The organism is Cohnella sp. (assembly GCF_041641335.1).
GTDB lineage: Bacteria > Bacillota > Bacilli > Paenibacillales > Paenibacillaceae > Cohnella.
In genome coordinates, this window is the sequence record NZ_JBEPYQ010000001.1 from 52874 (window position 1) to 66583 (window position 13710).

A 13710-nucleotide genomic window follows, 5' to 3' on the forward strand; every position below is an offset into this window, starting at 1 on the left:
CTTTTGCGCGGGCGAACGGTTCAATTCAGCAATCCGACCAGACGAAGCCCGTTGGCGATGCCGTCGCGATCCACGGCTGTCGTCACGTAGCGCGCCAGCTTCTTGACCGCTTCGGGCGCGTTGCCCATCGCCACGCTGTGGCCGACGTACCGGAACATCTCCACGTCGTTCAGGTTGTCGCCGAAAGCGTAGGCCTGCTCCGGATCGAAGTCCAGCCTGCCGATCAGTTGGGCGATGCCGTTCGCCTTCGACCCTCCGGTCGGAAGAACGTCTACGGAGCGGGGATGCCAACGGACGAACCGCAGGCCGGGAAAAGCCGCCTCGTAAGCACGTTCCTCCCCTTCCCGGCAGAACAGCATCGTCTGGTACACGTCGGTCCGTTCATAGAAACGCGGGTCGCATGCCGGATGCTCGTGCCTTAGCGAGCCGATGCATTCGTCCACATAAGGGTGATAGTTCACGCTGCTGCGCATCTGCCCTTCGTTCAAGTAGACGAGCGGGTGGCCGCGGCGGGAAGCAAACCCGGACAGGGCGCGAAGATCGTCGGTGCGAAAAGGATTCGTGTAAATCCGTTCTCCTCTCAGCACGACGTATTGGCCGTTAAAGCCGACGTAAGAGTCGATGCGCAGCTCCTCCGCCAGCCGGGCGATCATAAACGGCGATCTGCCCGACGCCAGCACCAGCTCGTGCCCGGCCTCCTGCAGACGCCTCAGCGCCTCCTTCGCCGAGGACGGCAGCCGCTTGCGCTCGTCGAGCAGCGTGCCGTCGATATCGAAAAACAAAACGCGCTTCGTCTTAAGCATATTGAAGCTCCCGCTCCGGAATCGTCACCGACACTTTGTCGTGCAGCTTGTACGGCACGGGGGAGACGACCTCCCACTGCTGGCCGGCGGCGACGATATCGTAGTTGAACTCCTTGCCCTGGAACTGTACGTTGGCCACTTGGCCGACCAATCCGCCCTCGCGAGCGGGACCGAGTTCCAACTGATCCGGCCTGACCGGGTACAGCCCGTTCGATTTGAAGTAGCCGGCCACTCCGGCGCCGCGCCATTGCACGGAGCTGCCGGAGCCTTCCGGGATGAACAAGTCGTTGTCCCAATGCCCGCGAACGAGATTGGCTTTCGAGACGAATTGCGCCACGAACTCGGTCTCCGGCCTCAAATAAATGTCCTGCGGCGTGCCGATCTGCTCGATCCGCCCTTCCTTCATGACGACGATCCGGTTGGCCATCGACAGCGCTTCGCCCTGATCGTGCGTCACGTAGACGATCGCCGAGCCCGTCTGGCGGTGCACGCTCTGAATTTCGCGGCGCATGTTCATGCGCAGCAGCGCGTCCAGGCTGCTCAGCGGTTCGTCCATCAGCAGCAGCGAAGGCTCGGCCGCGATGGCGCGCGCGATCGCGACCCGCTGCTTCTGCCCGCCGGACAGCTCGTGCGGCATGCGCTTGGCCAGATGAGACAGACCAACCAGCTCGAGCACCTGCCCGATGCGCGCCGCTTCGTTGTCGCGGATCGCCTTCGGCGTCTTCTTGTGCGTCCGGATCGGAAAGCGGACATGCTCGTAAATGTTCATATGAGGCCACAGCGCGAAATGCTGGAACACCATGCCGATCCGCCGCTTCTCCGGCGGAACGAGCGTGCTTGCGCCGGCGACGACTTCGCCGTCCATCCGGATCTCGCCGGAGGTCGGCTGCTCGAATCCCGCCAGCATGCGGAGCAGCGTCGTTTTGCCGCAGCCGGAAGGGCCGAGAATGGCGACGAACTCTCCGTCGGCGATATTCAGATCGACGTTGCGGAGCGCCGTGTAGCTTCCGAACGTTTTGCCGACGTCGTGAAGTTGAATGCTCATCAATTGTTTCCTCCTTTGCGGGCGGACCCTTTTTGCAGCAGCTGAAGCAGTCCCGCTCCGACGAAAATAAACAGCACGATCAAGCTGGACAAGGCGGTCGAATACAGCGTCTTCCCGGCCTGCTCGAAGCCGAAGATCGTCACGCCGATCGTCTGCGTTCCCGAAGAGTACAGCAGCGCCGATACGGTCAGCTCGGTGAGCGCGGTCAGGAAGACGAGCAGTCCCCCGCCGACGATTCCGGGCAGGAGCAGCGGCAGCAGAATCGCTTTCCAACGGGTCCACGGACCTGCGCCGGAGACGCGGGCCGCTTCCTCCATCGAAGCGTCGATCTGCATGAAGGCGGTCACGCCGGACCTGATCTGGAGAATCAGGAAGCGGCACACGTAAGCGATCAATAATATCGTCGTCGTTCCGTAGATGCCGGGATTCCAGCCCGGCACCGGCTCCATCCATACGAGAATCATCGACAGCGCGAACACGATGCCCGGCAGCGTATACGGGATCGAGATCGCCAGCTCGGCCAGCTTGTTCAGCTTGGATGGCTTTCTGACTCTGTAGAAGGCGAACAGCGTGCCGATCACGAGGCAGACGACCAGCGTAATCGACGATAGAACGAGGCTGTTCTTAATCGCTTGCCAGATGGCCGGATTGTCGAACAGAACGTAACGGTAGTTGTCTAAAGTCAAGGTGCTCCAATTCAGCTTGCCGCCGTAGGATTTGCGCAGCGACAACGTAATCATGGACAGCAGCGGCACGATCGTGATGAGGATCAGCACGCCCCACATCGCCCCTCCGACCCACGCGCGGGCTCTTCCCAGCGCATAGCGGGGTTCGTCGTCCGTACGCCCCGTCTCCGTCGCTTTGCTCTTGCGGACGGTGAACCACTGCAGCAGCGTTCCCGCGATTGCGATCACGCCGAGCAGCACGGACAGCGAAGCTCCGCGCGCGAAGGCGGACGGCCCGAAACCGATAATCTCTTCATAGATAAGCGTGCTGAGCACGCTGATATTGACCGGCGTCCCGAGAAAGGCGGGAATGCCGAAGTTGTCCAGCGAAGCCAGGAAGACGAGCAATCCGCCGGCCGTGATGCCGGGCAGCGAGAGCGGCAGCGTCACCCGCACGATCGTCTTGAGCTTGCCGGCGCCGCCCGTCTTGGCGGCCCATTCCAGATCCCTCGGGATCTTCTTCAACACATTAAGCGTAAACAGGTAGACGAGCGGGAAGTGATGAATGCCCATGACGAAAATAATGCCGCCCGCGCTGTACATGCTCCATGGCTTAGCCCCGGCGTCGAACAGCTGCAGGAAGCTCGCCATCAAGCCCTGCGTCCCCATGAAGGAGGACCAGCTCAGCGTGAGCACGTAGGACGGAAGCACGAACGCGAGCACGATCAGCAGGTTCAGCAGCTTCTTGCGCTTCAAGTCGGTGTAGGCCATCAGCCATGCGGCGACGATGCCCAGCGCCATGGAGAGCGCCGTCGATCCGAGCACGATGACGAACGTATGCCTGAGAACCTTCCAGAACCGCTCCTGCCGGAACAGCTCGAAGTAATAGCTCATCGTGAAGCCCTGCTCGTTCTGCACGCTCAGCAGCAGCAGCTTGGCGATCGGAAGCACGAAGAAGAAGAACGTCGCCGCCGCGCCGAGCGCCAGCAGCCCGTATCTGCCTAAGGACGATGCGGAGAGAAGAGAGCGGGGGAACGTCCCGCCGCCCTTCTTCATCCCCGTCTCCAGGACGGAAGTGTCGGAAGTAGCCATCCGCTGTCAGCTCCGCGATCAGTTACCGAACAGTTCGGTAAACTTCTTCTTGTCCGCTTCGCGCTCGTCGGTCAACGTCGCCAGATCGCCGGACAGAATGTGGAAATCGGCGATGCCCTTCAGTCCGGCAGGCGGCGTTACGCCTTCGCGAATCGGCGTATATCCGATCTCCGCGGCCAGCTTCTGGCCTTCTTCCGACAGCACGAAGTCGACGAAAGCTTGCGCAGCGGCTTCGTTGTCCGTGCCTTTCAGAATCGCGATCGGCTCGGTGATGAGCGGCACGCCTTCCTCCGGATAGACCAGGTCGATCGGGGAGCCGTTCGCCTTCTCGCGGGGAACGAGGAAGTCGACGATCATGCCGTACGCCTTCTCTCCGCTCGCTACGGCTTTCAGGACGGCGCCGTTTCCTTTGATCACGGTCATGTTGTTGTCCTTAAGCGACTGAAGGAACTCCCAGCCGAAGCCGTCGGTGCGGGAGAATACGCCTACGTTGTAAGCGGCGGCGCCGGAATAGAGTGGGCTCGGCATAATGGCCGCGTCCTTGCTCTCGGCGGCGGTCAGCGCCTTCCACGATGTCGGCAGGCTGGTCACCTGGTCGGTGTTGACCGTAATGACGGTAGCCATCACTTTCGTTCCCGTGTACATGCCGTCCGGGTCGGCCAGCTCGGCAGGAATATGCTCGATCTCGGGAGACTTGTAGGAGAGCAGCAGGTCTTGGCGCTTCAAGCCTTCGAAGGTAACGGCGTCGGCCAGCAGCAGGACGTCGGCTTGAACGCCGCCCGCCTGTTTCTCCGCCTGCAGCTTGGCGATGACCTCCTCCGTGCCGGAGCGGAACGTCTCGACCTTCACGTCCGGGTAGGATTTGTTGAACGCGGCGATCAGCTTGACGACGTCCTCTTCCGGCTGGGAAGTGTAGAACGAGATCTGTCCGGAAGCCTGAGCGGGCGCTTCGGCCGAAGGCGAAGCTTGCGAAGAGGCCGGAGCGGACGGTTCCGCCGCCCCTGCGCTGCCTGCATTGGTGTTATTCGATTTCGCGCCGCATCCGCCGACGATAACCGTCGCGGCCAGCAAAGCCAGAATCGTGCTTTTCTTCAACATGTGTGTTTCTCTCCTCTTTGTCTGTTTATCGATCTATGAGATGATGCCATACGGCGCGCGCGACGCCGCTCTCCCGGTTGCTGCCCGTTACGGCGCGGGCGACCCGCTTCACGCGCTCTTCGGCATTGCCCATCGCGATTCCAAGTCCGGCCCATCGCAGCATCTCGATATCGTTATCGTAATCTCCGATCGCCGCCACCTCTTCGGGCCGTATTCCGCGTTCCCGGCACAGCAGTTCCAGCGCGGTGCGCTTGCTGACTCCGGACGCGTTGACGTCGAATCGCCGTCTGCCCGTCCTCGTCAGCGCGAAGGCGTTCCGTCCGGCAAGCTCGTCCAGCAGCTCGTCGATCAAACCGGGATTGTCGCAGATGACGGTCGCCTTGTACACCGGCCTGGGATCCGAGCCTGCGAAGCTCGCCAGGTCGCCGACCGGGATAACCCGAATGAGATTTGTCTGCTCGCGGTAGTTGCCCTCCGTCAGCTCGCGGCTGGGAATGACGACTACGTTGGCGAGCGGCCAGCGGGCGTTCATCTCGTTCAACCGCTCAACGTACAGCTCGTTGTAGCCGTAGAGATGAACATAAGCTCCGCGTTCCTGTACGAGACGAATGAGCGAGATCAAGCCGTCCGCCTCTATCGGGGTCCCTTGCAGCAGGCCGCCTGTTTGCTGATCCAGCATGACCGCGCCGTTCAGCGCGATAAGCGGGACGTTCATCTCCAGCTCCCGGGCGTGCAGCCATACCGACGCCGGAAACCGGCCCGAAGCGATCGTCAGCAGCCCGCCGTGCCCGAGATAAGCGGCAAGCGCCCGGCGAACTTCGTCCGTAATCCGCTTGTCGCCGTCCAGCAGCGTGCCGTCCATGTCCAGCGCCAGCAGCCGACGCCTCGGTTGCCCGGCGCTCATACGGTGTACATCCGGGAAGTGTCCGGCAGCTCGACCGGCCCTCCGAACGCTTCGCTGGCCGACTGGAGCATATGCTCGAAATCTCCGTCTCCGGGAAGATGGACGAGCACGAGCTTTTTCACGTTGGCCTTGCCCGCGATCGTGCCGGCCTGACTGGCGTCCATATGGCCGGCTCCGGTCGTATGCTTGCTGCCTTCGCAGATCGTCGCCTCGCACAGGAAAATGTCGGCGTCCTTCGCCAGCTCGACAAGCGAATCGCAATACGACGTATCTCCCGAGTAGACGAGCACCTTGCCCCGGTACGTGATTTTGACCGCGTAGCAGGGAATCGTGTGATCGACCGGAACGAATTCGACCAGCGCGCCGGCTAGCTTCACCGGCAGGGCCGGATCGATGATCGTAATTTCGGAATGGTTCCCGTACAGAGTCGACAGCACGTTAACCGGCTCCGAAGGGGTGAACAGCGACAGCTTGCCTTGCATTTTCCCGTTGCGGATCGCTCCCGTCGCGGCATATTGGAGAATGCCGATGTCCGCCATATGGTCATAGTGGAGATGCGAGAGGATGACCCCGTCCAGCTTGTCGACGCGGGTGTGCTTGACCAGTTGGCTCATCACCCCGCTGCCGCAGTCGAGCAAAATCTGCCCCTCGCCCGTGTCGATCAAATACCCCGCGGTCGCTCCGTCCGCCGAAGGATAACCTCCCCAGTATCCCAAAATGGTAATATCCATCCTTTCACCTCGACTGTCTTCGCTTGCTTTTTTACATATGTTCTCTTACAAAACAATTGTAAATTCGGTAGATTCGTCGAATGTCACGCGAATGTAATCGCAGCGTTAAACTTGCGGAATCGGCGGTTTCGGCGGGGGGATTTCCTAGTCTGCGGAGGCGAATCGTGTATACTAGTAGAGAGTTTAAGTAGAAAGTTGGGATTGCGGATGAGCTCCGAAGACGTCCGGTTGATGGTGAAAATATGCAAGCTTTACTACTACGAATCGTGGACGCAGGAGAAGCTGGCGGAGAAATTCGGGATCTCGCGTCCGATCATCTCCAAGATGATTCAGAAGGCGCGCGAGATCGGCGTCGTCGAGATTATCGTGCACGACGATCCGCAGCAGACGTCCGAGCTGGAGAAGGAAATCGAGCTTACCTATAATCTGAAGCAAGTATTGGTCGTGCCTACGCGGGACTTGAACAAGGAGCTGGTGACGAGCGCCGTCGGCAAAGCCGCCGCCTTGTTCGTGCAGAAGCTGATCAAGAACGGAGACCGCGTCGGGGTGTCCTGGGGCAACACGCTGTACCATATGGTGAGGGAATTTCCGCTGGACAAGAAGGACAACGTGAAAATCGTGCCGCTGATCGGCGGAATGGGCAACGAACGCACCGAGGTGCATTCCAATCATATCGCGTACGAACTGTCCAAGAAGCTCGGGGGAAAAAGCGAATCGCTGTACGCGCCGTCCGTCGTGGAGACGGAGCAGCTGCGGGATCAGATCGCCACGCTGCCGAACATCGTCCACGTGCTGGAGGAGGGGGAGCGGGTCGATCTGGCGCTCGTCGGCATCGGCAATCCGTATTCGATGTCCACGATGGAGAGATACGGCTACTTGAACGAAACGGTGCTAGGGGAGCTGAGGGATCTCGATGCGGTCGCAGACATCAACTCCCGCTTCATTAACCGGGACGGACAGATCGTCGCGCATCCGATCAACCGCCGGGTCATCGGCGTCGGGCTGGAGCAGCTCCGGCAAGCCGGCAACGTCGTCGGGCTGGCCTTCGGCCTGCACAAGATCGAGAGCATCAGGGCCGCTCTGCGGGGAGGCCATATCCAGATGCTCGTAACGGACGAAGCGACCGCTCAGAAAATGATGGAGGGCTAGCCATTAGGTGCTGGATAGATCGCAAGCCCCCCGGTCGGCCGGGGGGCTTGCCTTCGTTGGACCTGAGACTCGCGCGCTTAAACCTCGAACCCGTCATTGGTAATGACGTCCTGGATAAAGTAATAGCTGTCCTTCGGATGGCGCTCCAGCGTCTCGTAATTTGTATAGACGATGCCGAAGCGCTTGCGGTAGCCTTCCGCCCATTCGAAGTTGTCGAGCAGCGACCAGGCGAAGTAGCCTTTCAGCGGCACTCCGGAACCGATCAAGCGGTGACATTGGATAAAATGCTTGCGATAATATTCGGTACGTTGGACGTCATGGACGCGGTTGCTCTCGGTCAGTTCGTCCTCGTAGCAGGCTCCGTTCTCGGTAATGTAGATCGGCGTATCGCCGTATTCCTCATGCACCCAGCTCAGCACCTTGTACAGCCCTTCCGCGTAGACGTTCCAATCCATATACGTCTTGTCGAAGCCGATCTGCACCTCTTCGCAGTCGAACAGCCCTTCGCCTTTCCTGTACCGCCCGAAGCCGCCGCTGTAAAAATTGACCCCGATGAAGTCGATCTTCTGCGCGATCGTCTCCATGTCGCCCGGCAGAATCGGTACCGTCGCCCCCTTTTCCCCGAACCAATCGACCATGAACTGAGGGTAGCTGCCCTTGAACGTCGGGTCCATGAACCACTCGTTGTTGAACGCGCGGTTGCGGCGGGCCGCCTCGATGTCCTCCGGCGAAGTCGTGTACGGCTCGAACCAGTACAGATTGTGCGTCGTGCCGATCTCGCCCTTAATGCCGAGCTCGCGGAACTTCTGAACCGCGCGTCCGTGCGCGACCATGCAGTGATGGGCGACGTTGATTGCCAGCTGCAGATCCGTATTGCCGGGTGCGTGGGCGCCGATATAGTTGGACAGGAACGAGACGCACCACGTCTCGTTAAACGTGATCCACTGCTTGATCTTGCCGTCGAACTCCTTAAACATCACTTCCGCGTAGTTCACGAACGCGTCGATCGTCTCGCGGTTATCCCAGCCGCCCTTGTCCTGCAGCGCCTGCGGCAAGTCCCAGTGATACAGCGTCGCGCAAGGCTGAATGCCCGCGGCGAGCAAGGCGTCCACGACCTTCCGGTAATAGTCCAACCCCTTCTCGTTCACGTCACCCGTCCCTTGCGGGAAAACGCGGGGCCAGGCGATCGAAAATCGATACGCCTTCACCCCCAACTTTTTCAACAAGGCAATGTCTTCCTCATATCGGTGATAGCTGTCGCACGCCACGTCGCCGTTGTCGTCGTTGAACACTTTGCCCGGCGTATGGGAGAACGTATCCCAGATCGACAGTCCCCTGCCGTCCTCTTGGTAAGCCCCTTCGATCTGATAAGAGGCGGTTGCCGTCCCCCAGACGAAATCTTTCGGGAATTGAATTTTGGCCATAAAAAGTCCCTCCGCGCCAGAATGTTTTGAGATGGAAAACGTTTTCTGAATATTAGAATTCGACGGAGGGAGGGGGAATTCCTGTATGCGATTTTGGCTCTGTTTAGTTGTTTTTTGCGGCGGGGAGCTTGGCCAGCGCTTCGTCCTGCAGCTTGTCGCGGAATTTCTTCACGGCTGGGACGTCCGTCTGCTCGCCGTTGTCGCTCTTGACGAACAACTGCCCCTTCGACTCTTCGAGGATGGACAGAAGTTCTTTCGCGAATTGGCCCGAGATCGTCTCCCCGTGGGAAGCGGCCATCTGCTCGTACTGGGTTTTCAGTTCCGGACGAATGGCGAACGTCTCATCATCGAAAATCGGCGTATTGCTCAGCCCGATGAAGTAGAAGCTCAAGTAGCGAAGGAAGCTTTGCTCGGCCTTCTGGCGCTCGGGAGTATCGGGAAACGTGACGAGATAGCTTTCGGAGGCGAGAAGCCTGGAGGCCAGCTCATCCCAGGAAATGACCAGCGCGGCATCCTTGGCGGAAGGAGCGTCGGATTCCCTCGCCCTCAGGTCCAGGTAAGCCTTCATCGAGATCGACACCTGATCCCCGTACGTCAGAAGCCTGCCGTAGTCCACCACCGGAAAATAGTAGCCTTCCGCGGTCTCCACCTTGTAGCCGCCCGCTACCGTGTTTTCGACGAGCGCGCGCACTTCCTCATCCTTGAGCTTCGCAACCTCCTGCTCGGTAATCGGCCAGTCGAGCTCGATCAGCGCCTGCTGGACTTCGGGCTCCTCGAACGACTTTTCGGCTTTCGGCAGATCCTGCTCATAAAATTGCTCAAGCGTCCGAATCAATTCGTCGGCTTGAGCGGGCTGTACCTGTTCCATCGATTTTTTCAATTCGCCGTACGCTTCCTGCGCGGGAGCTCCTGCGAGCGTCATCTCCCGATAGTGCTTGGCAATCAGCTCGCTCGAATCCTTCGTCGGAGGAAGCGAAGCCGTTTCCGTCGGCTCGGGCGCCGTCTCCGTAGGAGAAGCCGTCGGCGACGGGGTGGACGTAGGCGCGTCGGGCCCGTTGTTGTTTTTCGACCCGCAGGCGGCAAGAACAAGGGATAATACCAGTATGGACGCCGCTGTCTTTACTCGATGGTTTTTGGTCACTGCGATAACCTCCCAGTATGGCTTATATGTCTACAGGTTACAACGATGGGAGCGGGCTGGAAGTTGCAGGAGTCAGGTTTAAATTAAAGAGATGGGCTAGACTATTCGCCGCTGGAAAAGAACCGCCACTTTATATCTACCTATGATAAAATGAAGTCAAGCACTCGCTACCGCGAACCCCAAGCTCTCATGATTTCACTGGGAGGTTCGCGCTGCCCACAGGATAAGGCTTCACAGCATTTTTACCCGACTGTGACGCCATTAAAACAGGTGGCGGGAGAAGGTTCGCGTAAAAATGCTGAGATCCCTTGCCAGGCAAGGGGTGATTGTGATGCTGTCGCTCCCCGTGCGGGAGCGTGGATTGAAACCAACATTACCGCCTCGTGATCCATACCGTCAATCGTGTCGCTCCCCGTGCGGGAGCGTGGATCGAAACGCCCCCGCCCCTTCTCTCTGGTACGCCCCATCTTACGAGAGCATGGGCTGAATCATTGCTGCAAGAGCCGGTAGAACGAGATTGCTCCCAAAGCGAATCTGATAATTGGTGTAAAACACAAGCCAACGCCGGATCAGCTAAGAGGTGGTCATATCTGGCCGAGCAACGCCTCTTTTATATGCAAATAAAGCTTGCGGCTTGCCGACGTGAAGGGGTAAGCCGTTTTCTTGTACAAGAATCCGGTGGTCATCCGGGCGACATTTCCGCCGATTGGCCTAACTGTCAGCCCTTTCGTTCCGGGCTCCGTCAGTATTTTGGGCACTGGAGCGATGCCGAGACCGTTCTCCGCATAGAACTTCAACGCGGTCATGCTTCCAATCTCCATCGTATGAAGCGGGACTTTCCCACTCTCCTGCATCGCCAGCTCCAGCTTCCTTCGATAGGGACAACTCGTCGAGGTGAAAAGCAGTCGATCCTCCAGCAAGTTTTCCGGCTCGACGACCTCCAACCGGGCAAGCGGGTGGCTCTCGGGCAGCAAAACCACAAACTCCTCCTCGAAGATCGGCTCGAAATACAGGTCCGAGCCGAAGCCGGACACCGAGCAAATTGCAAAATCCAGTTCTCCCGCCGACAACTGACTGCTAAGCTGCGAAGAATTCGAAATCTCTATGGAGATACGTACTTTCGGATATCGGGCCAAAAACGAGTTCAGAAGGCCTGGCAAGCGATGGCTGGCGGAAGGCTCCGTGACGCCCACGCGGATATCCCCCGCTTCTCCGGATTTCAGTTCCTCCAGGGTGCTGTGCAACTGCTCCAGATTTTTAACGATCCGGTGGCTTTGTTCGTAAAACAGCCTGCCCGCTTCCGTCAGGGCAACCTCCTTCCCCCGCTCCAGAAGCTGCATTCCGATTTCCGCCTCCAGCTTTTGTATTTGCATCGTCACGGTCGACTGTGCATAGTTCAATTGCTGGGCCGCACGGTTAAAGCTCCCCTGCTTAATGATCGTTTGGAAGGTTATCAGCGTCTTCATGTCCATTTTCTAGCCTCTTTTATAATTCAATTATTTTGAATAGATCATTCATACCATTCAATTATACAGATAGATAATATGGGTTTACAATCAAAATATCCTGAATCTGAAAGAGGGAATCCAAGCGATGAATATAAAAAATCAAGTGGCGATCGTCACCGGAGGCGGTACGGGAATCGGCCGAGCAACCAGTGTAATGCTGGCAGAACGAGGGGCGCGGGTCCTTGTCAACTACTCGCGCTCTCATGAGGAAGCCTGCGAAACCGTTCGGGAAATCACGCTTGCAGGAGGACAGGCCATTGCCGTGAAGGCCGATGTATCGAAAGACGAGCAAGCCCGGGCATTGGTCGATGAGGCTTTGGAGCATTTCGGCTCGGTTGACCTGCTGGTCAATAATGCAAGCATAACCCGGCATATTCCGATGGAGGATTTGGAGGCGGCAACCGAGGAGGTATGGGACGAGGTATTCGACGTCAATGTGAAGGCCATGTTTTTCTGCGCTCGGGCGGCGGCCGTTCCAATGAAAAAGAACAATCGGGGAGCGATCGTTAATCTCGGCAGCATAGCCGGTCAGACCGGACTCGGTTCCTCGCTCCCCTATGCCGTATCCAAAGCAGCGGTTCACGGTCTGACGAAATCGTTGGCCAAAGCTCTCGCACCGAGCGTTAGAGTCAACTGCATCGTTCCCGGCGCCGTCGCTACCAGATGGTGGGCTGGCCGGGAGGAGCAGATGAAGTGTCTGGCGCCTCGGCTGCTTCTGCAGCGAATTGCCTCGCCGGAGGATATTGCGTCCATGATCTGCGCCGCTTTAGAGCAGGAGGCCCTGACCGGACAGCTCATTACGGTCGACAGCGGGCAGACCCTGTAACCCCGAACCGCCCAAATCCGCAAGCAGCTTCAACAAGTCGTAGCCTATCCGGTTGGGGAATCCTAACGACGATTCCAAAAGAAATTTGCTCTCCCACATTATACAGTTGATATATATAGTTGAACTGTATATTATTAATTATACAGTTATACTGTATAGTTGAACTGAATTTTGATCAAGGAGGCTCGGGCCGTGAACAGGGACAAAAACCTGCCTCTGACCGAAACCGTATACTACATTCTGCTCTCCCTGCTTGAGCCCGCTCACGGGTACATGATCATGCAGAAGGTGGAGGAAGTCAGCGACGGCCAGGTGAGACTGGCCGCAGGCACGCTGTATGGCGCGATCGAGAATCTGCTGAAGCTCAAGTATATACAGCCGGTTTCCACGAGGGATAAGAGAAGGAAAGTCTATCAGATTACGTCCAAAGGCAGAGAGATTCTTCAGATGGACCTGCAGCGTATGGAACACATGGTCAACGTTACGAAACAAGCCCTATCGAAAACGTGAGGTGATTTCAATGAAAAGGTTTAAACTGTTTAGGAGCTACCAAGCGGAAGAAAAGTGGCTGAGCGAGCAGGCGGAGACAGGATGGAGACTGGTTAAGAAAGGGTTGTTTTATACCTTCCGCAAGCACTCCCCTCAGCGGCTCGTGTATAGCGTCGATTACCGAACTTTCAAAACCAGGGCCGATTACAATAGCTACCTGAGCTTGTTCTCGGATGCAGGATGGACGCACACTGCGGGAAGTATACGTTCCGGCGAGCAGTATTTTACCGCTCCTCCCCAGCAAGGCGAAGAGCTATCCATCTTTTCCGACAAAGAGTCCTCGCATTCCCGTTACACCAAGAAGGCTTGGCATAGCTTGTTAAAAGCCCTACTTATCTTTGTCTTCATGATCCTTAGCAGCATGTCCAATAGTCTCTATGATATCTCGATTCTTGTTCAGCCCAGCCGAGCCTTTCTAACGCCGGGAATCTGGGAAAAAACCGGAGGAGCGTTCTGGCAAGCCTTCTTTTTCGAGCTTCCGTTCGCATCGTTGCGCATCGGTCTTTATGTCCTTCTGATCGGTTATGTCCTGCTGTTTGCGTTTTACGCTGCATGGGCCCTGATCTGCGAAAAACTCGATAAGGGAATCGACAATAAACAGTTGCATTAAACGGGTGGCGATTGGCCCCCTTGGAAGCTTATTACGGAACAATTGCTTCCGGCCATTCAACCGGTGATCAGATTCGGTATCCCGACAAAAAAAGTCGCTCTGGGCGAAACTGCGACTCCTTCGACTAGGTTGGAGTGAGCACTGGCTAGCTTAAATCAAAAAGCA

At 57.8% G+C, this 13710-nt stretch carries 13 protein-coding genes; 4 read left to right on the forward strand and 9 right to left on the reverse strand.

Annotation, left to right across the window (positions count from 1 at the left end; genetic code table 11):
- Positions 1–20: 20 nt before the first annotated feature.
- Genes ACESLM_RS00265 through ACESLM_RS00290 form a run of 6 tightly spaced genes read right to left on the reverse strand, consistent with a single transcriptional unit; the run spans position 21 to position 6338 of the window.
- Positions 21–803: a Cof-type HAD-IIB family hydrolase gene (locus ACESLM_RS00265; protein ID WP_372628887.1), complete on the reverse strand. Its 783-nt coding sequence runs from the start codon at positions 801–803 to the stop codon at positions 21–23.
- Positions 796–1848 carry an ABC transporter ATP-binding protein gene (locus ACESLM_RS00270; protein WP_372628889.1) on the reverse strand — a complete coding sequence of 351 codons (1053 nt, stop codon included), beginning with the start codon at positions 1846–1848 and terminating at the stop codon, positions 796–798. The genes ACESLM_RS00265 and ACESLM_RS00270 overlap by 8 nt, the downstream gene beginning before the upstream one ends.
- On the reverse strand, positions 1848–3605 hold the full coding sequence (locus tag ACESLM_RS00275; RefSeq protein WP_372628891.1) for an ABC transporter permease: 1758 nt from the start codon (positions 3603–3605) through the stop codon (positions 1848–1850). Before ACESLM_RS00275 ends, ACESLM_RS00270 begins: the two co-directional genes overlap by 1 nt.
- A gap of 18 nt (positions 3606–3623) precedes the next feature.
- The gene (locus ACESLM_RS00280) at positions 3624–4703 is read right to left on the reverse strand and encodes an ABC transporter substrate-binding protein (RefSeq protein WP_372628893.1); all 1080 of its coding nucleotides are present in this window, start codon (positions 4701–4703) and stop codon (positions 3624–3626) included.
- 25 nt (positions 4704–4728) lie between these two features.
- The gene (locus tag ACESLM_RS00285; protein ID WP_372628895.1) at positions 4729–5607 is read right to left on the reverse strand and encodes an HAD family hydrolase; all 879 of its coding nucleotides are present in this window, start codon (positions 5605–5607) and stop codon (positions 4729–4731) included.
- Positions 5604–6338, reverse strand: coding sequence for an MBL fold metallo-hydrolase (locus ACESLM_RS00290; RefSeq protein WP_372628896.1), 735 nt, complete (start codon positions 6336–6338; stop codon positions 5604–5606). The genes ACESLM_RS00285 and ACESLM_RS00290 overlap by 4 nt, the downstream gene beginning before the upstream one ends.
- Positions 6339–6545: 207 nt before the next feature.
- Between ACESLM_RS00290 and ACESLM_RS00295 the strand changes: the two genes are divergently transcribed.
- Positions 6546–7487, forward strand: a complete 942-nt coding sequence (locus tag ACESLM_RS00295) for a sugar-binding transcriptional regulator (RefSeq protein ID WP_372628898.1) — start codon at positions 6546–6548, stop codon at positions 7485–7487.
- A 77-nt stretch (positions 7488–7564) separates the two neighbouring features.
- Here the strand turns inward: ACESLM_RS00295 and ACESLM_RS00300 are convergent, their stop codons facing one another.
- From ACESLM_RS00300 to ACESLM_RS00310, 3 genes are all read right to left on the reverse strand, one after another.
- Positions 7565–8911, reverse strand: a complete 1347-nt coding sequence (locus tag ACESLM_RS00300) for a GH1 family beta-glucosidase (protein ID WP_372628899.1) — start codon at positions 8909–8911, stop codon at positions 7565–7567.
- Positions 8912–9014: 103 nt separating this feature from the next.
- Positions 9015–10052, reverse strand: coding sequence for a hypothetical protein (locus ACESLM_RS00305; RefSeq protein WP_372628901.1), 1038 nt, complete (start codon positions 10050–10052; stop codon positions 9015–9017).
- A gap of 584 nt (positions 10053–10636) precedes the next feature.
- Positions 10637–11524: a LysR family transcriptional regulator gene (locus tag ACESLM_RS00310; RefSeq protein ID WP_372628903.1), complete on the reverse strand. Its 888-nt coding sequence runs from the start codon at positions 11522–11524 to the stop codon at positions 10637–10639.
- Between the two features lie 121 nt (positions 11525–11645).
- Between ACESLM_RS00310 and ACESLM_RS00315 the strand changes: the two genes are divergently transcribed.
- From ACESLM_RS00315 to ACESLM_RS00325, 3 genes are all read left to right on the forward strand, one after another.
- Positions 11646–12386 (forward strand): SDR family NAD(P)-dependent oxidoreductase, encoded by a 741-nt coding sequence (locus tag ACESLM_RS00315; RefSeq protein ID WP_372628905.1) that lies wholly within the window; start codon positions 11646–11648, stop codon positions 12384–12386.
- A 192-nt stretch (positions 12387–12578) separates the two neighbouring features.
- A complete protein-coding gene (locus tag ACESLM_RS00320; RefSeq protein WP_372628907.1) occupies positions 12579–12896 on the forward strand; it encodes a PadR family transcriptional regulator in 318 nt (105 codons plus the stop codon).
- Between the two features lie 10 nt (positions 12897–12906).
- Positions 12907–13545, forward strand: a complete 639-nt coding sequence (locus ACESLM_RS00325; protein ID WP_372628909.1) for a DUF2812 domain-containing protein — start codon at positions 12907–12909, stop codon at positions 13543–13545.
- Positions 13546–13710 lie beyond the last annotated feature (165 nt).